The organism is Pseudomonas orientalis (assembly GCF_002934065.1).
Taxonomy (GTDB): domain Bacteria; phylum Pseudomonadota; class Gammaproteobacteria; order Pseudomonadales; family Pseudomonadaceae; genus Aquipseudomonas; species Aquipseudomonas orientalis_A.
On the sequence record NZ_CP018049.1, the window covers coordinates 777867 to 800805 of the forward strand.

The 22939-nt window shown below is 61.2% G+C and carries 20 protein-coding genes and 1 rRNA gene; 10 read left to right on the forward strand and 11 right to left on the reverse strand.

The genetic code is table 11. The annotated features are described in order from the left end of the window. The first annotated feature begins 24 nt into the window (after positions 1 to 24). The 4 genes from rrf to BOP93_RS03360 all read left to right on the forward strand — a co-directional run bounded on the left by rrf (position 25) and on the right by BOP93_RS03360 (position 3853). A 5S ribosomal RNA gene (rrf, locus tag BOP93_RS03345) occupies positions 25 to 140 on the forward strand. A gap of 147 nt (positions 141 to 287) precedes the next feature. Continuing rightward, entirely contained in the window at positions 288 to 947 is a 660-nt protein-coding gene (locus BOP93_RS03350) for a paraquat-inducible protein A (protein ID WP_104501547.1), read from the forward strand. Beyond that, positions 934 to 1557, forward strand: a complete 624-nt coding sequence (locus BOP93_RS03355; RefSeq protein WP_104501548.1) for a paraquat-inducible protein A — start codon at positions 934 to 936, stop codon at positions 1555 to 1557. Before BOP93_RS03350 ends, BOP93_RS03355 begins: the two co-directional genes overlap by 14 nt. After that, positions 1550 to 3853 carry a PqiB family protein gene (locus tag BOP93_RS03360; RefSeq protein WP_104501549.1) on the forward strand — a complete coding sequence of 768 codons (2304 nt, stop codon included), beginning with the start codon at positions 1550 to 1552 and terminating at the stop codon, positions 3851 to 3853. Before BOP93_RS03355 ends, BOP93_RS03360 begins: the two co-directional genes overlap by 8 nt. Before the next feature lie 176 nt (positions 3854 to 4029). Here BOP93_RS03360 and mksF read toward each other — a convergent pair whose 3' ends face one another. Genes mksF through mksB form a run of 3 tightly spaced genes read right to left on the reverse strand, consistent with a single transcriptional unit; the run spans position 4030 to position 8841 of the window. Further along, the gene (gene mksF, locus BOP93_RS03365; protein WP_104501550.1) at positions 4030 to 6870 is read right to left on the reverse strand and encodes an Mks condensin complex protein MksF; all 2841 of its coding nucleotides are present in this window, start codon (positions 6868 to 6870) and stop codon (positions 4030 to 4032) included. Further along, positions 6867 to 7574 carry an Mks condensin complex protein MksE gene (gene mksE, locus BOP93_RS03370; protein ID WP_065891759.1) on the reverse strand — a complete coding sequence of 236 codons (708 nt, stop codon included), beginning with the start codon at positions 7572 to 7574 and terminating at the stop codon, positions 6867 to 6869. The genes mksF and mksE overlap by 4 nt, the downstream gene beginning before the upstream one ends. Next, entirely contained in the window at positions 7564 to 8841 is a 1278-nt protein-coding gene (gene mksB / locus BOP93_RS03375; RefSeq protein ID WP_065932467.1) for an Mks condensin complex protein MksB, read from the reverse strand. Before mksB ends, mksE begins: the two co-directional genes overlap by 11 nt. A gap of 187 nt (positions 8842 to 9028) precedes the next feature. Between mksB and BOP93_RS03380 the strand changes: the two genes are divergently transcribed. Next, a complete protein-coding gene (locus BOP93_RS03380; protein WP_104501551.1) occupies positions 9029 to 9772 on the forward strand; it encodes an energy transducer TonB in 744 nt (247 codons plus the stop codon). Then, positions 9765 to 10217 carry a ribosomal protein S18-alanine N-acetyltransferase gene (gene rimI, locus BOP93_RS03385; RefSeq protein ID WP_003188286.1) on the forward strand — a complete coding sequence of 151 codons (453 nt, stop codon included), beginning with the start codon at positions 9765 to 9767 and terminating at the stop codon, positions 10215 to 10217. Before BOP93_RS03380 ends, rimI begins: the two co-directional genes overlap by 8 nt. A 970-nt stretch (positions 10218 to 11187) precedes the next feature. Here the strand turns inward: rimI and BOP93_RS03390 are convergent. Continuing rightward, positions 11188 to 11592 (reverse strand): serine kinase/phosphatase, encoded by a 405-nt coding sequence (locus tag BOP93_RS03390; RefSeq protein WP_065932465.1) that lies wholly within the window; start codon positions 11590 to 11592, stop codon positions 11188 to 11190. A gap of 139 nt (positions 11593 to 11731) precedes the next feature. Between BOP93_RS03390 and can the strand changes: the two genes are divergently transcribed. Next, entirely contained in the window at positions 11732 to 12376 is a 645-nt protein-coding gene (gene can, locus BOP93_RS03395; protein WP_003188288.1) for a carbonate dehydratase, read from the forward strand. Here can and BOP93_RS03400 read toward each other — a convergent pair. From BOP93_RS03400 to acpA, 3 genes are all read right to left on the reverse strand, one after another. Continuing rightward, positions 12373 to 12897, reverse strand: coding sequence for an SET domain-containing protein-lysine N-methyltransferase (locus BOP93_RS03400; protein WP_104501552.1), 525 nt, complete (start codon positions 12895 to 12897; stop codon positions 12373 to 12375). The genes can and BOP93_RS03400 overlap by 4 nt on opposite strands. A gap of 141 nt (positions 12898 to 13038) precedes the next feature. Then, positions 13039 to 14208: a hypothetical protein gene (locus tag BOP93_RS03405; protein WP_104501553.1), complete on the reverse strand. Its 1170-nt coding sequence runs from the start codon at positions 14206 to 14208 to the stop codon at positions 13039 to 13041. 122 nt (positions 14209 to 14330) lie between these two features. Further along, entirely contained in the window at positions 14331 to 16031 is a 1701-nt protein-coding gene (acpA, locus tag BOP93_RS03410; protein WP_104501554.1) for an acid phosphatase, read from the reverse strand. 154 nt (positions 16032 to 16185) lie between these two features. Here acpA and BOP93_RS03415 point away from each other — a divergent pair, with 154 nt between their 5' ends. Together BOP93_RS03415 and BOP93_RS03420 are read left to right on the forward strand one after the other, a co-directional pair. Then, positions 16186 to 16476 (forward strand): nucleotidyltransferase family protein, encoded by a 291-nt coding sequence (locus tag BOP93_RS03415; RefSeq protein ID WP_104501555.1) that lies wholly within the window; start codon positions 16186 to 16188, stop codon positions 16474 to 16476. Positions 16477 to 16671: 195 nt separating this feature from the next. Continuing rightward, a complete protein-coding gene (locus BOP93_RS03420; RefSeq protein WP_104501556.1) occupies positions 16672 to 17961 on the forward strand; it encodes an MFS transporter in 1290 nt (429 codons plus the stop codon). A gap of 136 nt (positions 17962 to 18097) precedes the next feature. Here the strand turns inward: BOP93_RS03420 and BOP93_RS03425 are convergent, their stop codons facing one another. The 3 genes from BOP93_RS03425 to BOP93_RS03435 all read right to left on the reverse strand — a co-directional run bounded on the left by BOP93_RS03425 (position 18098) and on the right by BOP93_RS03435 (position 20254). Then, complete coding sequence (locus BOP93_RS03425) at positions 18098 to 18334, reverse strand: hypothetical protein (RefSeq protein WP_098949640.1); 237 nt, start codon at positions 18332 to 18334, stop codon at positions 18098 to 18100. 389 nt (positions 18335 to 18723) lie between these two features. After that, positions 18724 to 18960 (reverse strand): hypothetical protein, encoded by a 237-nt coding sequence (locus BOP93_RS03430; protein ID WP_065888068.1) that lies wholly within the window; start codon positions 18958 to 18960, stop codon positions 18724 to 18726. 484 nt (positions 18961 to 19444) lie between these two features. After that, positions 19445 to 20254: an AraC family transcriptional regulator gene (locus tag BOP93_RS03435; RefSeq protein ID WP_104501557.1), complete on the reverse strand. Its 810-nt coding sequence runs from the start codon at positions 20252 to 20254 to the stop codon at positions 19445 to 19447. Between the two features lie 137 nt (positions 20255 to 20391). Here BOP93_RS03435 and BOP93_RS03440 point away from each other — a divergent pair, with 137 nt between their 5' ends. After that, positions 20392 to 21030: a LysE family translocator gene (locus BOP93_RS03440; protein ID WP_065896597.1), complete on the forward strand. Its 639-nt coding sequence runs from the start codon at positions 20392 to 20394 to the stop codon at positions 21028 to 21030. Positions 21031 to 21092: 62 nt separating this feature from the next. Here BOP93_RS03440 and ggt read toward each other — a convergent pair whose 3' ends face one another. Next, complete coding sequence (ggt, locus tag BOP93_RS03445; RefSeq protein WP_104501558.1) at positions 21093 to 22922, reverse strand: gamma-glutamyltransferase; 1830 nt, start codon at positions 22920 to 22922, stop codon at positions 21093 to 21095. Positions 22923 to 22939 lie beyond the last annotated feature (17 nt).

Below are 22939 nucleotides of genomic sequence, written 5' to 3' on the forward strand. Positions count from 1 at the left end.
GGTCACGACTCAGTACCCGAATTTCTTGACGACCATAGAGCATTGGAACCACCTGATCCCATCCCGAACTCAGCAGTGAAACGATGCATCGCCGATGGTAGTGTGGGGTTTCCCCATGTGAGAGTAGGTCATCGTCAAGATTAAATTCCGAAACCCCAATTGCGAAAGCAGTTGGGGTTTTGTTTTGGGCGCTCGAAAAGTATTGCGCCTGACAAATTTGCACAGTTATTTCTGAACCAGACCACTAGAATAGGCACCTAACCTTTTTTAGAGCCAGAGCCCTATTTATGCCGGATCCGGTTGATGCCCTTGAGGTGTCGGACTTACCGCTGGATGACTTGGTGGCATGCCATGAGTGCGACCTGCTGATGCGCAAGCCCGTGCTCGCCCTTGGTGAAAAAGCTGAATGCCCGCGTTGTGGCTACGAGCTGTACGCGCACCGGCACAATGTCGTCGAGCGAAGCCTCGCCCTGGTGCTGGCAGCATTATTGCTGTATATACCCGCGAACTTTTTACCCATCATGCAGCTCAATCTACTCGGGCAGTCCTCAGAGGACACCGTGTGGACCGGCGTGGTCGGCCTGTTCAACACCGGTATGCAAGGGGTTGCCATCGTGGTTTTCCTTTGCAGCATGGGTATTCCCCTGCTCAAATTGCTGTGCCAGTTGGCTGTGTTGCTCAGCATTCGCTGGAACATCGGTCGCAGTTATGGACTGCTGTTCTACCGCATCTACCACCATATGAAAGACTGGGGGATGCTGGAGGTCTACTTGATGGGCGTCCTGGTGGCGCTTGTGAAGCTTGCGGACATGGCCTCCATTACGCTCGGCCTGGGCCTGGCGTGCTTTGTCAGTCTTTTAATGGTCCAGGTCCTGCTCGAGGTGGTGATGTCACCCCATCAGATCTGGCAGGCGTTGTCGGGAGAGGATGACCATGCGGGCGATTGATGCAGGCATTCTGGTTTGTACGGAATGCCATGAGTTGAACAAGCAGGAAGCGGACGCCGATGAGCAACTCTGCAGCCGTTGCGGTGCGCTGATCCACGCACGTCGCCCCAATAGCCTCATACGTACCTGGGCATTGCTGATCACGGCGGCGATCCTGTATATCCCCGCCAACCTGCTGCCCATCATGACCGTCAACTCCCTCGGCCAGGGCGACCCCAGCACCATCATGTCCGGCGTGATCCAGTTGGTACAGCACGGCATGTTCCCCATTGCCGCCGTGGTGTTCATCGCCAGTATCCTGGTGCCCACGTTCAAGCTGGTGGGCATCGGCCTGCTGCTGTTTTCGGTACAGCGCCGGCAGCCGTTGTCCGCGCAACAACGCATTATCATGTACCGCTTTATCGAATTCATTGGTCGCTGGTCCATGCTGGATATCTTCGTGATCGCCATCCTGGTGGCGGTCGTAAACTTTGGGCGACTTGCCAGTGTCGAGGCCAATCTCGGCGCTGCAGCGTTCGCCAGTGTGGTGATCTTGACGATGCTTGCCGCAGTAACCTTCGATCCCCGACTGATTTGGGATAACACGGAGTCGGATGACGACCATGAGTGATTTGCCTAAAGCTAAAACCCGCCCTGCATCCAATTGGTCGGCCATCTGGGTGCTGCCGCTGATTGCCCTGATCATCGGTGGCTGGCTGGGTTGGCGTGCCTACTCCCAGCAAGGTCTCGAGATCCAGGTCCGCTTTGAAAGCGGCGAGGGCATCCAAGTCAACAAGACCGAGGTGGTCTACAAAGGCATGACGGTGGGTAAGGTCAAAGCCTTGGCGCTGGATGACGAAGGCAACAATCGCGGGGTGATTGCCACCATCGAGATGAACAAGGACGTCGAGCAATACCTCAGGACCAATACTCGCTTCTGGCTGGTCAAGCCCAGCGTCAGCCTCGCCGGTATCACTGGTTTGGAAACCCTCGTGTCGGGTAATTATATCGCCGCAAGCCCGGGGGATGGTGAGCCGACCCGCAAGTTCAAGGCGCTCTCCGAGGAGCCGCCGTTATCCGATGCCAAGCCTGGTCTGCACCTGACGCTCAAGGCTGATCGCCTGGGTTCGCTGAACCGGGGCAGCCCGGTGTTCTACAAGCAGATCCAGGTGGGGCAGGTCAAAAGCTACTTGTTGTCCGAGGACCACAGTACCGTCGAGATCAAGGTCTATATCGAACCGACCTATGCCAACCTGGTGCGCAAACACACGCGTTTCTGGAACGCCAGCGGCATCAGCATCGACGCCAATCTGTCGGGTGTGAAGGTTCGCAGCGAATCGCTTTCCAGCATCGTTGCCGGCGGTATCGCCTTTGCCACGCCGGAAAATCGCAAGGACAGCCCGCCAACCGACCCGAGCCTGCCGTTCCGCTTGTACGAGGATTTCGACGCCGCCGCCGCGGGCATCAAGGTCAAGGTCAAGCTCACTGATTTCGAAGGCCTGCAGGCTGGTCGTACGCCCGTGATGTACAAGGGTATCGAGGTCGGCAGCCTGAAAACCCTGAAGATCGACCCGGACCTGTCCAGTGCCAGCGCTGAATTGACCCTCGACCCCCTGGCCGAAGACTATCTGGTGCAGGACACGCAATTCTGGGTGGTCAAACCGTCCATCTCCCTGGCCGGCATCACCGGCCTGGAGGCCTTGGTCAAAGGCAACTACATCGCCATCCGCCCCGGTGACAAGGGCACCGCGCCACAACGTGAATACGTGGCTCGCGCCAAGGCGCCACCGTTGGACCTGCGCTCCCCGGGCCTGCACATGGTATTGCTCACCGACAACCTGGGCTCGCTGGATGTCGGCAGCCCGATTCTGTACAAGCAGGTCAAGGTCGGTTCGGTACAGAGCTACCAGTTCTCACGCAAGAAAAAGCAGTTGGTGATCGGTGTTCACATCGAGAAAGAGTATGAAAGCCTGGTCAACGGTTCGACCCGTTTCTGGAATGCCAGCGGTGTCACCCTCACTGGTGGGCTGACCAGCGGTATCCAGGTGAAAAGTGAATCCCTGGCCAGCCTGATGGCCGGTGGTATTGCTTTTGAAACGCCGGAACCGAACGTACCGCTGAAAAGGCACATCCCGCGTTTCCGCCTGTTTGCCGATCGCGACGCTGCCAATCAGCACGGCACGCTGGTCACCATCAAGGTTGACCGCGCCGACGGCTTGAGCCCTGGCACGCCGGTGCGCTTCAAAGGCCTGGACGTGGGCAAGATCGAAAGTGTGGACCTGAGTGCGGACATGCAATCAGTGCTGCTCAGCGCGCGTATCACTCAAGTGGCCGACCGCATTGCACGGGTGGGCAGTCAGTTCTGGGTGGTCAAACCTGAATTGGGCCTGATGAAGACGGCGAACCTGCAGACCCTGGTCACCGGGCAGTACATCGAAGTGCAACCGGCGGCGAAAAACGCCGGCCCGCAGAAGAGTTTTGTCGCCCTTGCGCAACCGCCTGAGGCCGCACATCAGGAGGCTGGCCTAAGACTGACGCTCAGCGCCGCGCGCCGTGGTTCGCTCAAGGAAGGCGTGCCCGTCACCTACCGTGAAGTCACCGTGGGCAAAGTCACCGGCTATGAGTTGGGGCAGACCGCCGACCGTGTCCTGGTGCATATCCTCATCGAACCCAAATATGCACCCTTGGTCCGCAGCGGCAGCCGCTTCTGGAACACCAGCGGCTTCGGGCTCGACTTCGGCTTGTTCAAGGGCGCGACGGTGCGGACCGAGTCCCTGGAGACGCTGGTGGCCGGCGGTATTGCCTTTGCCACCCCTGATGGCGAACGCATGGGCAACCCGGCGCGGCCGCAGCAGACCTTTGCGCTGTTCGACAAGTTCGAGGATGAGTGGCTGACCTGGGCGCCCAAGATTCCACTGGGCAAGTAGACCGAGGCGCGGCCATCGGGGGCAAGCCCCCTCCCACACTTTGAATGTATTCACACATCAAAATGTGGGAGGGGGCTTGCCCCCGATGAGGCCCTCAAATCCAACACAAAACGCCAGCCCACAAAAAAGGCCGCTATCCAGAAGATCGCGGCCTTTTTGCCTTTCAGCGCTACACGTCAGACTTCATCCAGCTCCGGCTCATCCGCCTGCACGTTAATCGTGGCATTCACCGCATCATGTCGACGGATATACTTCCAGTCCGCCTCATCAATGTAGATCCCGTTCGGCCCGCTGCCGCCTTCCAGATCGATCGCCACCTGGGCGGACACCTGCGGCTTCACACTGGCCAGGATCGGCACGAAACCCAGCTGCAGGCTGGTTTCCAGCAACGCGGCCTGGTTCTTCTCATCGATATCCGCTGCCTCATCGAGGTAGTACGGCAAGCGCACACGCCCGGCTTGTTCGCGGTCCATCAAGTGCAGCAACAAGTACATGTTGGTCAGCGCCTTGATGGTCATGGTGGTGCCGTTGGACGCGGCGCCATCGATATCGGTATGAATCACCGGCTGGCCGTTGACCTTGGTGATCTCGAACGCCAGTTCGAACAAATCCTTGAGGCCCAGCTGGTTATGGTTGGCTGCGACGAGGCGGGCCAGGTATTCCTTGGCTTCTTCGTTCTTGTTGTCCTGCTCGGCACTCTGGCTGAGGTCGAACACCGACAACGTCTCGCCTTCTTCATACTGACCGGCGCTGTGGATGATCTGGTCGATGTGCTTGAGAGCTTCCTTGTTCGGTGCCAGCACAATGCGAAAGCTCTGCAGGTTGGAGACCTGGCGCTTGTTGATCTCGCGGTTGAACAACGCCAGTTGGTGTTCCAGGCTGTCGTAGTCGCTGCGGATATTGCGCAAGGTCCGCGCAATATCGGTGACCGCCGCGCGGCGCGCCTTGCCCAGGGTCAAGGCCTCGTCGGTACGGTGGGCATAGGCGTTGATCAGCAGTTGCAGGCGACGCTCCATGTCATCCTCGCTGTCGAACTTGGCCACGCCCTTGAGGCGCACCTGCGCATACAGCGCTTCGATCTGGCCATCGGCGCGCAGCAGACCTTGCCAGCTGTCCTGATAATCGTTGAGCAGCGGCAGCAGGTTGTCCATGGAGTCGTCGACCGGGTCCATGAATGGCGTGCCGAAGGGCAGGTCCGCCGGCAACAGCTGGCGACGGCGCAAGGCGTCGTCCAGCGTGCGTTGCTTGGCTTCCATATCACCGATCTGGCGACCGACCAGTTGCAGCTTGGCCGACAGCTGCTGGACGCGTTCGGTGAACGCATCACTGGAGCGCTTCAGTTCGTCCTGGGCCGCTTCCATCTGCGCCAGGTGTTCCAGCTTCTCGCCTTCTTCCGCACTCAGGGTTTGCGCACGGCGGAAATCCTCCAGCGCCTTCTGCGCGTCGAGCACCTGCTGGTACAGCGCTTCGGTCTGGGTCTTGCTCGCGGCGCGGTCGGAGGCTACGGCTTGCTGAGTCTTGAGTTGCTTGAGCTCTTTTTCCAGACGCTCTTTCTGATCGCGCAGTGCCGCGCGATCGGCCAGCGCCTGCAACGCCGGTGGTTCAATGTGCGAGATGTCGATGGACAGCCCCGGCACCTCGAAACGCTCGCCCTTGAAGCCATCGAGGATTTGCTCCAGGGATTTGACCCACTGACCGTCCTCGTCCAGCGTGATGCCGTGCTCGCCCAGCGGCAGACTGAACAACGAGCTGTTGAACAGGCGCATCAGGCGCTCGACGTCCTGCTGCGAAAACTCTTCGCGCAGCTTGGCGTAGCTGTTGTTGTCCGCGTGGTCCAGCTGCTGCTTGACCGACTTCAAGCGTTTTTCCAGGTCGCGCAGACGCTCGTCCAAATCCTCGGCGCTGAATTGCCGGGATTGCGCCAGGGCGCCCGCCAATTCGTCGTGAGCATCCTTGGCCGCGAGCAGCTGCTGCTCCAAAACCCTCACATCATCGACCAGCGCAAAGCGATGCTTGAGCACCGACAGCTCGCCCAACCAACGCTGGATGCCACTGATCTCACGCTCCAGGCGCATCAGCTCCTGGGTGCCGCCGCGCTGGTCGTGCTGCAGCGCATCCTGCTCGTTGCGATAGTGCTCGGCCTGGATCGTCAGCTCTTCCTTGCGCGCACTGGCGTAGTCCGACCAGGTGCCCAGCAGCGAATCCAGCAACGGCGACAGGCGATGCAATTTGCCGCGCAAAATATCGCGCTGTTTCACACCATTGGCGAGCGCTTCGACCAACGGCCCGGCGGCCACCAGCGAATGGTAGTCCTGCTCCATGCGCCGCACATCGCGGAAGGCTTCTTCGCACGCGGCGATGTAATCGACGCTGCCGGAGCGCAGGCTGTGTTCGAACGCATCGAGGAACAATTGCTTGAGCTTGGCCGCGGTGATTTCGCGCATGTGCAACAGGTTGATAAACAGCGCGCGGAACGTCTTCAGGCTTTGTTCGCTGGTGGAACGCAGGGGAATCAGCGTCAGGTCCAGCGGAATCGACGTATGGCCGCCCACCAGCAAGCGCCGCAGTTCATCGGGCTTGAGCTCATAGGCTTTCAGGCCTTCGCGCTCAAGGTTGGTGAACAGTTCTTTCTGGCGCAGGCAGGTGTCGTTTTTCTGATAGTGGGCCAGGTCCAGCTTGCCGGCGTAGGCAAAGAACTGGTGACCGAAGCCACCGCCCGGGCCGCGCCCGACCACGCCGATTACATGCGGGCCGTGAGGCAGCGAGACTTCTACCAGGATGTAGCTGGTGTCGGTGGCAAAATAGAAGCGCCGCGATTGCTCCAGGGTGTACTTGCCGAAGCTCATGTCCGACATGCGCGCCAGGATCGGGAACTGCAAGGCGTTGATCGACGCGGATTTACCCAGGTTGTTCGCGCCGTACACCGACAGCGGCTCTTCCAGCGGGAACAAGCCCAGGCTGTAGCCGGCGGTGTTCAACAGGGCGAAGCGGCGTATGCCGTAGCGTTCCTTACTCATGCGTCGGTCTCCTGTTCTTCGGCAATGGCGCGGGCGAGGGCGTCTTCTTCGCTTTCTTCAGCGAAGTCGCTCAGGTCCAGCGGGTCATCGGTCTCCAGCAGTTTTTCATCGCTGTCTGCGTCGATGATCACCGGCACCGGCAGCGGCAACACGCTGTGCACGCTGGCGGCGAGATCGCGGTCCTGCTGCACCGACAGGCACACGTCGAGGAATCGATGCATCGGCGGCAGGAAGCGATAGATGCCATTGTCTTCGCCGGCAAAGCCCAACTGAGTCATGCGCCGCATGATTTTTTCTTCGAGTTCTTCCTGGGTCTGCACTTCGGCCTGGATAAACAGGTCGCGGTACTTTTCCAGCAACGACGGCAGCTCATCGCGGCCCAGGCTGCCGCCATCGAGCACGGCGACCGGGTCGCGACCCTGGTCGGCCAGGTGCTCGACGAGGATGAAGGTGAACAGGGCCAGACGCTGCGCGGTCTTGTTCACCTGCGCGCTGGCGATGGCCGAATCCGGCACGAAGTAATAGAAACCACGGGTATCGCAGACCAGCTCGAAGCCCAGGGCCTTGAACAGCGTGCGGTACTGGTCCTGGAAGTTCGACAGCTGCGCGTACAGCTCCGGGTCGCGACGGCTGACGTGGTAACCCTTGAACAGCTCGCGAAAGATCGGCGCCAGCTGGGACAGTTCGGATAGATCAAGATGCATAAGGCGTGCTCGCAGAATTCTCGGTGGCGTCAACGCCGGCCGGGAGCAGGGCGAAGGAGCGCAGGCTGACCTGGTGCTCGTGTGTGTGATAGTCGCGGCGCTCCAGGCGTTCGCGCTTGAAACGTTTTTCCCGCGAGAGCCGCGAGAACCAGTACAGCAACTCGTCGGTGGCGCCGTCCGGTTCCTGCTCCAGCAGCCAGGTCATCAGGTCCGGCATCGGCAATGCGTCTTCGCAGCGCTCGAGCATTTCCTTGACCGTTCGCGGCGCGCGCTGGGCTTCGCCCTTGTGGGTTTTGTGCGCCTTGGGGAAGCGCGCCGGTTTAGGCTCGAAATTGGCCAGGGCATACACATAGGCTTCCACCTGGCTCGCGCTACCCAGGAAGGTGCTTTGCGGGCGGGTGAACAGCGGCATGGCGGCCTGCGGCACCGCGTCCAGGCCTTTGCGGCGGATCGCCGACAGGGCCAGCGCCGCGCCACGGGTCACGGCATTGTGTCGGCGGGCTTCTTCGCGTAGCGGCAACAAGAGCTCGCGCGCATGGCGCAAGGTCAACTGGGCGCTGGTCTGCATCTCGAGGATGCGCGCATGGGTGCGCAACAGCATGTCGTCGTCCACCAACTGGCCCAGGCGCTGCTGCTCGGTGAGCAGGCGCAGCAGCACGTTCTCGACCTTGCGCACACCTTGTTCGAACGCGCCGTCGGCGTTCACCAGCTGGATCATCGGTTCGACGTATTCGTCCCAGGTTGCCAGCACCTCGGCGTAACGCTGGCGCAACGGGATCTGGCGGTCGCTGGTCTTGGCGCGGTCAGCCACGGCCGCGAGGGCCTGTTCGTCGTTGGCGAGTTTTTTCAGCACATCGCGCACGCGCATGTCCAGCAGGCGCAGTTGGCGGGCCAGGTCGTGGCCATCGCGGATGTCGAAGGCGTCCTGGATATAACCGGCCAGGCGCTCGAGGTGGCGCAGGTAGGCTTCGATTTCCAGGCACAGGCCAAGCCGGTGCTCCTTGCGCAGATAAGCCAGGAAGTCGTGGATCTGCGCATTGAGCTCGAAACGGTTCGGGCTCTTGGCGACAGGCACCAGGATATCCAGGCGAATCCACACGTCCAGCAGGCTGGTGATGTCCTGGGGCGTGCTGTCCAGTTGTTGGGCGGCCAGTTGCGCGCGCAGTTCGCTCAGGCTCAGGGTGCCTTGGTCGAAGTGTTCGCACAGTGGCTCAAGTAAGGCCCAGTGTTCGGCGAGGGCGCGCAGGACGCGCTTGGGTTCGATCATGGGAATGGCCGGCTGGTTGGCGATTAAAAGTCGCGATTGTACTGCATCGGGCGCGGGATTTATCCACAGCCGGTCAGTGTGCAGTGGGCGATTGTTGCCGAACAGCGGTAGAATCCCCGCTCTTTAGTTATCCACAAGTGGCCGAGCTGTGCTTATCGAGTCCCGACGTCGCGCTTACTTGAGCGCCATGCAGGTGGTCAACTGGCTGCCCCGCACCGAACTGCCGTTTGCCGCGCCCTCGCGGCCCGAGCTGTTGCAGGTGCCTGAGCCCTATGAGGCGTTCGAGCCTTCAGGCGAGGAGGCCGCCGCGCCGGTTGCGGTGGTCAAGCCTTTGCCCGACGTGCGGGCGACGGTGGAGCGCACGAAAATCGAGGTGCCGCGCCCGTCACCTGTGGTCAAGGCGGTGGTTGCCGAGGAGGCGGCCCCGGTGGTCAAGGCCCCGGTGGTGCCGCCGCCACGCTTTGCCCTGCAACTGCTGCGCGCGGGCCGTTGCCTGCTGCTGGTGGAATTGCCCACCGGCGAACGTTTCCAGTCGCGCGACCCCGCTTACCTGCTGCTCAAGGATATGCTGCGCGCCGCCGGCCTGCCCGACAGCCCGCAAATCGTCGGCGACCCGGTGCGCTGGCCGCTGTTGGTGCGCGGCACCATGGACCAGGGCCCGGAAGCCGCGCGGGATTTTGTACAGAGTTTTGTCTCGGCACGCCTGGAAGACGAACCTTGCGTCTGCCTGTGGCTGATCGGCCTGCCCGCCGTGCGCTTTGCCGGTCAAGCCAATGCCGAAGCCTGGTACCGCGAACTGCAGGTCGAGGGCCTGGGTTCGGTCTGGGCGCTGCCGGGCCTGGAATTATTAATGGAAGAGCCACAGCGTAAGGCTGATGTCTGGCAAGCCATGCGCCGGCTGATGGCGCGCTGGAAAACAACCGATGAGTGAGGCTTTATCCTTTCGCCCGATGACCGAGGCCGACCTCGACGCCGTGCTGAAGATCGAATACGCAGCGTTCAGCCACCCCTGGACCCGTGGCATCTTTCTCGACGGCCTGGGCAAATACCAGATCTGGCTGATGTTCGAAGGCGAGCAGCAAGTGGGGCATGGCGTGGTACAGATCATCCTCGATGAGGCGCACCTGTTGAATATCACCGTCAAGCCGGAGAACCAGGGGCGAGGGTTGGGGTTGGCGTTGCTGGAACATCTGATGTCACGCGCCTACGCAGCCAACGCTCGAGAGTGTTTCCTGGAAGTGCGGGACAGCAATACCGGAGCGTTTCGCCTGTATGAGCGCTATGGCTTCAACGAGATTGGCCGTCGCCGGGATTACTACCCTGCTGTGGGCGGCCGCGAAGACGCGGTCGTCATGGCCTGCACGTTAGTCGACTGAACACCTAAATCCATGTGGGAGGGGGCTTGCCCCCGATGGCGGTGTATCAGTGACAAATAAGCGCCTGACGCACCGCTATCGGGGGCAAGCCCCCTCCCACATTTGACCGCGTTGTGTCAGCGCTTGCCGGTAAGCGGGCCAGATGGGGCGCCGGCGGAATTATTAACCGGCTGTGAATATGCGGTCGTCATAGCCTGTACGTTAGTCGACTGAACACCGAAATCCATGTGGGAGGGGGCTTGCCCCCGATGGCGGTGTATCAGTGACAAATAAGCGCCTGACGCACCGCTATCGGGGGCAAGCCCCCTCCCACATTTGACCGCGTTGTGTCAGCGCTTGCCGGTAAGCGGGCCAGATGGGGCGCCGGCGGGATTATTAACCGGCGGTGAATATGCGGTCGTCATGGTCTGTACGTTAGTCGACTGAACACCGAAATCCATGTGGGAGGGGGCTTGCCCCCTATGGCGGTGTATCAGTGACAGATAAGCGCCTGGCGCACCGCTATCGGGGGCAAGCCCCCTCCCACATTTGACGGCGTTGTCTCAGCGCTTGCCGTTGGGCGGGCCAGATGGGGCGCCGGCGGGATTATTACCCGGCTGTGAATATGCGGTCGTCATGGCCTGCACGTTAGTCGACTGAACACCTAAATCCATGTGGGAGGGGGCTTGCCCCCGATGGCGGTGTATCAGTGACAAATAAGCGCCTGACGCACCGCTATCGGGGGCAAGCCCCCTCCCACATTTGACGGCGTTGTCTCAGCGCTTGCCGTTGGGCGGGCCAGATGGGGCGCCGGCGGGATTATTACCCGGCTGTGAATATGCGGTCGTCATAGCCTGTACGTTAGTCGACTGAACACCGAAATCCATGTGGGAGGGGGCTTGCCCCCGATGGCGGTGTATCAGTGACAGATAAGCACCTGACACACTGCCATCGGGGGCAGGCCCCCTCCCACATGTTGAACTGCGTTGTGTCAGCGCTTGCCGTTAAGCGGGTCCAGGTCGGCCAGTTCGGCCTCGTCCAGGCCATTTCCGCCGCCGATATCCTCTTCACCAACAACGCTCAGATCATAGTCAGCCGCGCTGTCTTCACCGGCTTCCCGCGCATCCCGCGCGCCGTCTTCATGGATGAGGGTTTCCGGGCTCATATCGTCATCGGTTGACTCATGATCATCCGTCGAAGCACCGGTCATGCCGGCTTCGCGCACCCGCTCTTCGGGCATCAGGTGCTCGCGCTCGTCACGCGGTATTTCATCGCCGATCTGGGCCGTCTGGTCTTCTTCATCAAAATCCAGCTCGCGCATCGAACCCATGCGGTCTTCGTTATCATCAATCGGTTCGGGCTGCGCAGCGTCGTAGGGACGTCGTGATTCAGTCATGGCCAATCCTCATACTGTGGGGCTTATAGTGAGTGGACAGGCTGTGTGCCCCAAAGATTCAAGCTAATTTGCGCCACGCGTGACCCGGACGAGGGCTTGTCAGTCACAAAACTGCGCATCATTCCTGAGGCTTTCCCTGATGAACGAACTACAAGACCTGCTAGACAACAACGAACGCTGGGCGGATGCGATCAAACAGGAAGATCCCGAATTCTTCGCCAAGCTCGCCCGCCAGCAAACCCCGGAATACCTGTGGATCGGTTGTTCCGATGCGCGTGTACCGGCCAACGAGATCGTCGGCATGCTGCCCGGTGATCTGTTCGTGCACCGCAATGTGGCCAACGTGGTGCTGCACACTGACCTCAACTGCCTGTCGGTGATCCAGTACGCCGTCGATGTGCTCAAGGTCAAACACATCCTCGTTACCGGTCACTATGGCTGCGGCGGCGTGCGTGCCTCGATGCAGGATCGCCAGTTCGGCCTGATCGATGGCTGGCTGCGCACCATTCGTGATCTCTACTACGAGAATCGCGACGTGCTGGCTCAGTTGCCCACCGAAGAAGAGCGGGTAGACCGTATGTGCGAGCTGAACGTGATTCAGCAGGTGGCGAACGTCGGCCATACCAGCATTGTGCAGAACGCGTGGCATCGCGGGCAGAGCCTGTCGATTCATGGCTGCATCTACGGCATCAAGGATGGTCGCTGGAAGAGCTTGAACACCACCATCAGTGGCTTCGAGCAACTGCCGCCGCAGTACCGTCTGCGGCCGCTGGGCGAAGCCTAAGACCGTTGATGCTCGCGCCACCAGGCCATGTAGGCCTGGCCTTCGGCGTTCAACGGCTCCTTGCTGCCGGTGATCCAGCCCCGGCAGTTCGGCTCGTCGCAATGGCAGCCGAACTGCCGGAACAGCGCGTCTTCGGTTGCGGCGTAATCAACCGTCAACGCGGTACCGACAGGGACGGGCTGTGCAGTCCACAGTTCCAGGTAAGTGGTGTCCAGGAACACGTTTGGGCTGCACGAGTGCTGCAGCAGGCCGCAGAACCAGGCGTCGTACAAGTGAATGCGTGGCGATAGCTGCAGCGTATGCCGGCGGCGTTCGCTGACGGCATACCCGCAAATCCTGGCGATGCGCACGCCTTTGCCGAAGGCGACGCGGGCCTTGATGACGGCGGGCGTCCCCTGAGTGCCTTGCACGACCTGGAAGTGTTCGCTTGAGGGGTAACCCTGGTCGACACCCAGCGTCTTGAACGGGTAAAGGCTGTCAAACACAGCCGCTTCAGCCTTATCCCTGGCGCGAGTTTTCATCACTCTCCTCCTAGGGCTGCATGGAACTGCGGGCGTTAACTGACGGCCAATCTCTTGCAGTAAACGGGTGCTGCCCAAGACTCGCCCAAGTCGCCGACGATTTCTACTGTCAAATCTGACAGTAGAAATCGTTGCCACGGCTTACAGCGCGGGTGGCGCGAGAGAGGGGAGCGGCGCGGGACTGCGCAGTTGTTTCAACTGTTCCTTGAGGGTGGGCGTGGCGCATTTGGCGTTGGCCTGCTCCGCCGTCAGGTCGCGCACCGAGGTATAGAACAACTCGCAGGTCTGCTCTTTGCGCGTGACCTGCCAGGTGTTCATGCATGCCTTGAGCAACACATTCGCGTCGCTGGCGGGTTTCTGGCCCATGCCGGCTTGCCAGCAGGCTGCGCTCAGGTCCTGGCCCATCACTTTCAGGCCGGCCTCATCGGCTTTTTGCTCATTGCCGTCATAGGTGTCCGGGCTGGCCGCGTACCAGATGTAGCTCGGGTGGTTAGCGCCGAGCACCCACACCGGCTTGCCCGGCTCCGGGCTGATCTGCGCCAGGCCCAGTACCGCCACGGTCTGCCCGTATTGTTGCTTGATCCAACTGCGCACCGGCGCGCCGAAGGCCACCATCGGCAACGCACCGTCGGGACGCAAGCTCAACTCCTTGACCATGCGGGTCTGGTAGTCGGTGAAATAGCTGTAGACCGCTTCCAGGTCTTTGCCCGCATTGGACGGCGCGGCGATGGGCGCGATATCGATAATGGTCTGGTAGGCCGGGGTTTCGCCGGCAGGAATGCCATTGCTGGTGAGCAAGGTCGCCCAGCGGTCGGTGGTGGCCGATTCCAGGTAATCCTGGGCCTGGGTCAGCGAATAATCCGGCGGGAAGTGCAGCAGCTCGATGCTTTTGCGGTTTTCCAGAGCCATGCCCAGCGGCAGGAACAGGTACCAGTTGTAGGCCCACTTGCCGTCGGTGTTGAGCTGGCTGGCGCCCTGGTAAGCCAGGTCAGCGGTGTTGAGCAGGGCCGTCAGGGGCTGGCCGTAACCGTCCGGTACGCCACTGAAGCTCGCTGCGACCTGGTCATCATGGACCTTGACGCTGACCTTGGCCCGACTGTAGCCGTCACGTTGCAGGCTCTGGTTCAAATAGTGCTCGGCGGTCTGTTCCAGCGTCCAGGGCCGAAAACAGATCACGTTGCAGTTGTTGGGAAACGCGAATAACCGGGTAACACGTTGCGTGTTGCCCAACGGCACTTCGATGTCGGCCTGTACGACCGCACTGGCCAGCAGTGCGGCCAGGGTCAAGGCCAGCGTGGTTGGTTTGAACATAGTTGATTCCTTGTCAGCGAAAGCCCGTCTGCGCGGGATGAAAGCCCACCTTCACACAGTAGCGGTTGACCAGGAAAACCGCGTGCTAAATCGCAGCGGGTGTCGCGATTGGATAAGTGAAGCTAAACGCTGAACTGCAAGGCGTCGCTCAAATCCCCCATGGGCTTCTGGCCGCGCGCGCGCATCGCGTCGTCTCTTTGCTTGAGGCCGTCCAGCGTCTCCAACTCAAACACACGGGTGATCAGGCGCAGGATCGAGGCGGTGTCATACACCGTGTGGTCAACCGTGCCTTTGCGCGCAAACGGTGACACCACCAGCGCCGGTACCCGCGTGCCCGGGCCCCAGCGGTCGCCCTGGGGCGGTGCCACATGGTCCCACCAGCCGCCGTTTTCATCGACGGTCACCACCACCACCATGTTGCTCCACTGCGGGCTTTCCTGCAGCACCTTCAAGGCACGCACGATGTGGCGGTCGCCCGAGGCTACATCGGCATAGCCGGCATGCATGTTCAGGTTGCCCTGAGGCTTGTAGAAAGTAACCGCAGGGAGCTTGCCCGCCTGGGCGTCGGCGAAGAATGTGTTGGTGCTCGCTTCATCGCCCAGGCCGCCGTCGCGCAGGCGTTTGTCACGTTCCGCACGGTTCTCGGGGCCCTGCTGCTTGAAGTAGTTGAACGGCTGATGGTGATACTGGAAGTTCGGAATCTTGGGGATACCGCCCGAATCCTTGAATTGGTCCAGGGTGGCCTGCCACGCGCCGGCGTACCAGGCCCAGTCGATGTTCTTTTTCGAGAGCTTGTCGCCAATGTGTTCATGGGTTTGCGGCACCAGCACGTTGGGCAGGTCCGGTTTGGAGTAATCGGGGTTTTGCGGGTCGCGGATCCAGGTCGGCCAATAGGGCGGGGCCAGCGTGTTGACCGCGTAACCGTCCGGGGTCAAGGCGCTGGGGCCGAACTGCGGTGGGCCGGTCAGGGCACTGGCCGGCGAGCTGTCCAAGGGTTTCAGGCGCGGGTCGCTGGGATCGTCGCTTTGCAGCGTGGCGATCTGCGCCTTGGCCACTGATTGAGCCGCGTTGGGATAGGTCGGCGCGGTGGCGCTGATCAGGTATTGATGGTTAAGAAACGAGCCGCCGAACGCGCCCTGGAAGAAGTTATCACACAGCACGAACTCCCGGGCGACGTCCCACAGGCGCAGGGAGTAACGGCTTTGGGCGTAATGGCCCATCACCAGGCCACCGGAATCGCCCCAGGCCACGAAACCGTCATTCTTGCCGCCGTTGATCTGCATCTGGTTCTGATAGAACACGTGCCACAAGTCACGGGTCACCAGGCTCAGGGGCAAGTCCTCGGCATTCGGGCCCTTGAGGGCGAACGGCGCGTTGGGCAGGTTTTCCTGGAACTGCACGGCGCTCGGGTAGGTCACCCCATCCACGCTTTGCGGGCCGACCTGTAGCACGCCGCCCCAGGTCGGGGGGAGGGCGGGCAATACGCTGCCATCGCGGTCGCGTTGCTGGTAATCCGTGGTGGAAAGCGCCGAGAGCGGTTTCTCAAGCCCGGGGAAATCCGCGAACAGATTGTTGAAACTGCGGTTTTCCGCGTAAATCACGACGACCGTTTTCACCTGGTCGCGCAGGGCCTTGTCCAGCTCCAGCGCTGTGAGCGGCCGCGCCGCCGGTTTTTCCGGTGCTTCGCCGGTGTTGCCGCAGGCACTCAGGGTCGCGCCCACCCCCAGCACCGCAGCGCCCCCCAGGAACCGCCGGCGACTGCTGTCAGCCGGCGCCTGGCCTACGGAATCTGTGGAAGGGCGATCTACGTGCTCGTCACTCATTGCGCGGGAGTCCTTGGCGAGGTGTTGCAAGATGTTTCGCAGGACGGTAGCAATGCAATGTGACGGAACGAAGACAGCGGTTTGAAGGGGAGCGTGTCTACTCAGGGTGAGCGCTGCTAGACTTGTCTTCTAATGGATGTCACCGAGGTGAACCGTGAAGCCTTCAACCGCCCTTGATTTACAACGAGCAGCCGTCAGAGAAGTGGTGGGACGTTTTCGCATCTCCAATCCGAGAGTATTTGGATCTGTGTTGATGGGGACCGATCAGGAAGGCAGTGACCTTGATCTTCTGGTTGACGCCCCACCGGGAACCACCCTTTTTGATCTTGGGGGGCTTCAAGTGGAGCTCGAGGATCTACTGGGAGTCAGCGTGGACCTGCTGACACCTGCCGATTTACCGCCGAAGTTTCGTGCGAAGGTATTGGCTGAGGCTCGTCCGGTATGACGGTGAATCTTCGTAACTGCGCCTGTTGCAACGACAGGCGCGTCAGTTTTGCGGCATGTTCCGCTACCTTCATTGATTTGGGAATGTAGTTATCTTCATCGATCAATGAGTAAAACAAATATATCCACCGCGATTGCCATCATCCGGTTCAGCTCATAATCTGCACGCCATTTTGTTTGTCTGCCGAGCATGCACATGACTGCCACCGCTTCTTCACAGGCGCAGCGTTTCTCCCGCTCCGACTACAAAACCCTGGGCCTGGCCGCCCTCGGTGGCGCCCTGGAGATCTATGACTTCATTATCTTCGTGTTCTTCGCGCTGACCCTCAGCCAACTGTTTTTCCCCCCGCAAATGCCCGAATGGCTGCGCCTGTTGCAAAGTTTTGGCATCTTCGTCACCGGCTACCTCGCGCGCCCGCTGGGCGGCATCCTGATGGCGCACTTTGCCGACCACTTGGGACGCAAGCGCGTGTTCAGCTTGAGCATCCTGATGATGGCCTTGCCCTGCCTGCTGATCGGAGTCATGCCGACCTACGCGCAAATCGGCTATTTCGCACCGCTGATCCTGCTGGTGCTGCGCGTATTGCAGGGCGCCGCCGTGGGCGGTGAAGTGCCCAGCGCCTGGACCTTCGTCGCCGAACATGCCCCGCGCAGTCATCGTGGGTATGCCTTGGGGTTCCTGCAGGCCGGGCTGACGTTCGGTTACTTGCTCGGCGCGCTTACGGCCACGTTGCTTGCACAGGTCTTCACGCCGGCCGAGATTCTCGACTATGCCTGGCGTTTCCCCTTCCTGCTCGGCGGCGTGTTTGGCGTGATCGGCGTATGGCTGCGCCGCTGGCTCAACGAAACGCCGGTATTCCTCGAAATGCAGGCCCGCCGCCAGGCTGCTGCCGAACTGCCACTGCGCACCGTGTTGCGCGACCATCGCGCCGTGTTGCTGCCGGCGATGATCCTCACGTGCGTGCTGACGTCGGCGGTGGTGGTGCTGGTGGTCATCACCCCGACCATGATGCAGAAAACCTTCGGCATGAGCCCCAGCCACACCTTCGCCTTGAGCGCGTTGGGGATTGTGTTTCTCAACATCGGCTGCGTATTGGCCGGCCTGCTGGTGGACCGCATCGGCGCCTGGCGCGCGGTGCTGGTCTACAGCCTGCTGCTGCCGGTGGGGGTGTTTATCCTGTATGCCAGCCTGATCAGCGGCGGGGTCTGGCTGGGCGCCGCCTATGCCGTGGCCGGCTTGAGCTGCGGGGTGGTGGGCGCGGTGCCCTCGGTGATGGTCGGGCTGTTTCCGGCGCAGGTGCGGGTGTCGGGGATTTCCTTCACCTACAACATTGCCTACGCGCTGTGGGCGAGTACCACACCACTGCTGCTGATTGCGTTAATGCCCACCAGTCCGTGGATTTGTGTGGGGTATTGCTTGGTGATGGGGGCGGTGGGCGTGGCGAGTGTGGCGGTGTTCGGCAAGCGACATACCCTGGTTGGCTGAGACTCAGGTCAGGACGATGATCGTGATTCATGTGGGAGGGGGCTTGCCCCCGATCGCGGTGTGTCAGCCAGCCTGTCTGTCGCTGATACACCGCTATCGGGGGCAAGCCCCCTCCCACATTGGTTTTGTAGTGTTTTCAGGTTCGTGGCATGCATTCGATGGTGCGGTTTATCACGGTCTTGGCCATCTCCAGCAAGTGCCAGGCGGCATGGATTCTTGCGCGGTCGTGGGGTTGCAGGTGGTCGCAACAGTCCCACACCGTGGCCGATGCGCTGTTGATCAGATGGGAAATATAGAGTTGGGCGTCTTCGAAGCTGAGTTCTTCATTGACGACGAGGCAATCCATGGGTGGATCGGGCAGTGCTTTGGTCATGGTGTAACTCCTGATTAAGTCAGAAGCCGGCCCAGTCGCGACTAAACGAAGGGTGGCGGCTGTACGCAGGTTAGTCGACCGGCTAATCAGGAAAATCCGGCGCACCCGAGGGTGCCCTGCGCACAGCCACCATAAAACATCATGGAGGACCATGCGCCTGATTAGAGTCCGGGCGACTAAACCCGATCACTGAATTTCAGTGACGGACCGAAGACTAGCCATCGATTCCAACAGGCACAAGGCGGCGGGGATTGTCTCGGAAATGTCCTGCAATTTAAAGGGACACGGCTTGCTGGCCCTTTACAAACCATGACCAAATGCCAGCAACGCCGCCTTATCTGGAATGTGGGAGGGGGCAAGCCCCCTCCCACATTGGTTTTGTAGTGTTTTCAGGTTCGTGGCATGCACTCGATGGTGCGGTTTACCACCGTTTTGGCCATCTCCAGCAAGTGCCATGCGGCATGGATTCTTGCGCGGTCGTGGGGTTGCAGGTGATCGCAACAGTCCCACACCGTGGCCGATGCGCTGTGGATCAGATGGGAAATGTAAAGTTGGGCGTCTTCGAAGCTGAGTTCTTCATTGACGACGAGGCAATCCATGGGTGGATCGGGGAGTGCTTTGGTCATGGTGTAACTCCTATTGAACAAGGGAGCGACCACCAACGCTGCTAAACGTGAGGTGGCAGCTGTACGCGGGTTAGCAGACCGGTCAATAGGAAAACCAGCGCACCCGAAGGTGCCCCACGTACAGCCGCCATAATGCGGTGACAACGTGTGCCTATTGAACTCAGGCTGCTAAACCCGATCACTGAAATTCAGTGACGGACCGAAGACTAGCCATCGATTCCAACAGGCACAAGGCGGCGGGGATTGTCTCGGAAACGTCCTGCAATTTAAAGGGACACGGCTTGCTGGCCCTTTACAAACCATGACCAAATGCCAGCAACGCCGCCTTATCCGAACTGTCGGAGGGGGCAGGCCCTGATGCCGTCTGTAGGAGCGAGCTTGCTCGCGAAAAACTCACAGGCACCGCGTTCATTCAGGAAGCACGCGTTATCGTTGGCGTTTTTCGCGAGCAAGCTCGCTCCTACAAAAAGCATCAGGTCTTGAGTCAACGTCCGAGCATCTTCACCCAGCGCGACGGTGGCATGCCGTAGGTGCTGCGAAACTGCCGGGTCATGTGGCTCTGGTCGGTGAAGCCGGCGGTCATCGCGGCATCCACCAGGGACACGCTCTGGGCCAGCAATTGGCGCACCAGGTCCAGCCGACGCATGGTCAGGTAGCGGTACGGGCTGGTGCCGAACAGCAAGCGGAAATCCCGCGACAGCGCCCAGCGGTCGCGCCCGGCGTGATCAGCGATTTCATCCAGGGTGATGCTGCGGCCCAGGGCGCTGTGGATAAATTCCCGGGCGCGCTCGGCGGCGATGTAATCAAAGGATTTGCGGTGGGTGATGACGCCGGACGCAGCGCTGAGCGTATGGGCCAGGTCGAACATGGCGTCCTGCTCCTGCATCGGGTCGATCGGGCAATCCAGGCTTTGCAGCAATACCTCACTGGCGCGGTGCAGCCGCGGGTCGGTGGAAACGCCGCCGGGTATGAAGGGCAGCGGCTTGCCGCCGAGGATCTGCTGGATCAGCGCCGGTTCCACGTAGATCATCCGGTACTTGAAACCCTCATCGCTGCCCGCGCGGCCGTCATGGACTTCATCGGGGTGAATCACCATGGTGGCGCCAGGCAAGCTGTGGGTCATGCCGCCACGATAATGAAAACTCTGCACACCGAACAAAGTGCGCCCGATGGCGTAGGTGTCATGGCGATGAGGGTCGAACGCGAAGCCGGCAAAGTAGGCTTCGATACGGTCCAGGCCACTGGCGTGCGGCGCGCGGTGCAGCCAGTCCAGCGTGTGGGTAGGGTTGCCCATGGTGACTGTCACAAAAGGAGGTGGAAACACGTTAGCCGAGTCTGCGCCCCTTGTCTGCCGGGGTCTTGTACGATTGTGCAGTTGTTCGGCCAGGCCTATGATCCAGGCTGCGTATTGCCTTGAAGGAGCTGGCCGCGATGGAACTGTTCAACCCCGCTTATGTGGCGCCGCTGGTCTCGTTGGCCCTGCTGTGGACGGTGGCCGTGGTCACGCCCGGGCCCAACTTCTTCAACACCGCCCAATTGGCCGCCAGTTGTTCGCGCCGACATGGTGTAGTGGCTTCGGCGGGCGTGGCCACCGGTACGATCCTGTGGGGGTTGGCGGGTGGGCTGGGGATCAAGTCGCTGTTTACGGCCGCGCCTATGTTGTACCTGGCGTTCAAGATCATCGGTGGCTGCTATTTGATATATCTGGGGCTGAAACTGTTCAAGCGCTCGGCAACCAGCATGGGCCAGAGCCCGTTGCCGGACGCGGCGCGGCGCTCGCTGTTTTCCGCCTGGCGTCTGGGGCTGTTGGGTAACCTGTCCAACCCCAAGGCGGCGCTGTTCGTCGCCACTATCTTCGCATCCACCATGCCGCCGTCGCCTTCGCCGGTGTTGCTGACGTTGGCGGTGATCGTCATGGCGACCTTGTCGTTCAGTTGGTACACCAGTGTGGCACTGCTGTTTTCCAGCGAACGCATGGCCACTCTTTACAGCCGTTCGCGTAAATGGCTCGATCGTTTTGCCGGGGGATGCTACGTCTTGTTCGGTTCACATCTGATCGCGAATCGCTGACCGTCCGTTACAGGACTTAAATGGGGGGTGAGGGAGCAATCGCCCTCGCCACCCAGGTTGAATCAGTCGCCCAGCGCTTCGCCTTCACGGCGCGGGTCTGCACCACCGCTCAATGACACCTCACCCTGGGCATCACGCGTGCGAACGATAGCCTGGACGCCGCTGGTCATGTCGATTTCGCTCAGTTCATGACCTTTGCTCTTCAAAGCCTGCTTCACGCCCGGGCTGAACAGCCCGGCTTCCAGCTCGGTTGCGCCATTGCGGCTGCCGAAGTTCGGCAGGCCGATAGCGGCCTGTGGGTCGAGTTTCCAGTCCAGCATCGCGACCAGTGTTTTGCTCACGTACTCGATGATCTGCGAGCCGCCCGGCGAACCGACGGTGGCCAGCAACTCACCGCTCTGACGGTCGAATACCAGGGTCGGCGCCATGGCCGAACGCGGGCGTTTGCCGGGTTGCACGCGGTTGGCGACGGGCTGGCCGTTTTCTTCGGGGATGAACGAGAAGTCGGTCATCTGATTATTGAGTAAAAAGCCCTGGACCATGACGTGGGAGCCGAACGCCGCCTCGACCGTGGTGGTCATCGATACGGCGCCGCCCTGGTCATCCACGGCCACCACTTGCGAGGTGGAAATGCGCAGCGGCGAACGGTCCGGCGCGTAAGCCACCTGCAGGCCTGCCGGTTGACCCGGCGTGGCGATGCCAATGCTGCGTTCACCGATCAGTGCGGCGCGCCGGGCCAGGTAGTCTGGCGCAACGAGGCCGGCAACCGGCACCGGCGTGAAGTCCGCGTCAGCCACGTACAGCGCGCGGTCGGCGAACGCCAGGCGCCCGGCTTCGGCGATCAGATGCACGGCCTCGGGCGTGGGTTCAAGCCCGGCGGGCGAGGGGCTCTTGAGCGGCGTCATCGGCGCGATGGCCAGGCGCGGATCGCGCGTTTGCAGCGCCTGCAATGTGCCGAGGATTTGCGCAACAGCGATCCCGCCCGACGAAGGCGGCGGCATGCCGCACACCTTCCATTGTTTGTAGTCGGTGCACAACGGCGTGCGCTCCTTGGCGGCGTAGCCTTGAAGGTCCGCCTGGGTCAGGCTGCCGGCATTGCGATTGCCCTGCACCTTGAGGGCGATTTCATCGGCAATCGGGCCGTGATACAGCGCGTCGGGGCCCTCCTTGGCGATACGTTTGAACACCTTCGCCAGTGCCGGGTTCTTCAACAATGTACCGGTAGCTTTTGGCGACCCGTCGGCATTCAGAAAATACGCGGCCATGTCCGGCGATTGCGCGATAAAGCGGTCGGCGGCAATCAAACTGTGCAGGCGTGGGGAGATCGCGAAACCCTGTTCGGACAACTGAATTGCCGGCTCGAACAGCTGGGCCCACGGCAGGTGGCCGCTCTTTTTATGCGCCATTTCCAGTGCCCGCAACACCCCCGGCGTGCCCACCGAGCGCCCGCCAATCTGCGCATCGGTGAACGCCATGGGCGTACCGTCGGCCTTCAGGAACAACCGCTCTGTCGCGCCGGCCGGGGCGGTTTCACGGCCGTCGTAGGCTCGCAGGTTTTTGCCATCCCACAGCATGATGAATGCGCCGCCGCCGATGCCGGACGACTGCGGTTCCACCAGTGTCAGCACCGCTTGCATGGCGATCGCGGCGTCAATGGCCGAACCGCCCTGGCGCAACATGTCGCGTCCGGCTTCGGCGGCGAGCGGGTTGGCGGCGGCAGCCATATGGCGCGCGGCATGACGCGTGACGAGATCGGTGCGATAGCCCGAACCCAGCTCCGGTGCGGGTGGTTGTTCATTGATCGTGGTGTGGCAGCCGGCCAGGGCGAGCGTGAAGGCAACGGTTGATAGTTGACGGCGGGAAATAAAAAGCACGCGTTGAACTCCGTTCATTTTGAGAATGATCTGGT